The sequence below is a fragment of the Methylorubrum aminovorans genome (assembly GCF_022179725.1).
GTDB classification, from domain to species: Bacteria; Pseudomonadota; Alphaproteobacteria; order Rhizobiales; family Beijerinckiaceae; genus Methylobacterium; species Methylobacterium aminovorans.
The window spans coordinates 1-516 of the sequence record NZ_BPRC01000105.1 but is presented as its reverse complement, the minus strand read 5'-3'; the positions used below and the strand labels follow the sequence as shown (position 1 = coordinate 516).

At 67.4% G+C, this 516-nt stretch carries 1 pseudogene; it reads right to left on the bottom strand.

What is annotated here, in order from left to right:
- Positions 1 to 516, bottom strand: a pseudogene (locus tag MFF24_RS28705) (IS5 family transposase); the annotation flags it as partial.

Genomic DNA, 516 nt, shown 5'->3' with positions numbered 1-516 from the left:
GAAGCTGACGGCGGTCTTCTCGTAGCGGGTGGCGACGGCGCGCCACTCTTTGAGGCGCGCCCATAACCGCTCGACGATGTTGCGGTTGTTGTAAGCCCAGTCCGGGCAGGCGAGTTGCTCTTCGTTGCGTTTGGTCGGGATCGCGGGACGCGCACCGGTGGTCCAGATGTGCTCGCGGAAGCCGTGGCTGGAATAGCCTCGGTCGCCCACGACCCACTTGGGCACGCCGGGCAATTGGTCGAGGAGCGGAATGGCGTGAGGCAGTTCGTGGGCCTGCCCCGGAGCGATGCGGAAGGCGACGGCGCGCCCTCGTCCGTCGGCGACCACGCAAGCCTTGGTGCCATAGCCGCCACGTGAGCGGCCAAGTGCTTCACAAGCATCTCGCTCGGCCGCAGATCCCCCCTTTTTGCCGTGCCCGCCGCCTTCTGGTGAGCCCGAACGTTGCTGCCGTCGAGGAAGACCATGCCCAGCGCGACGCCGCGCTCCTGCACGCGATCGAGCAACCGCTCCCACACT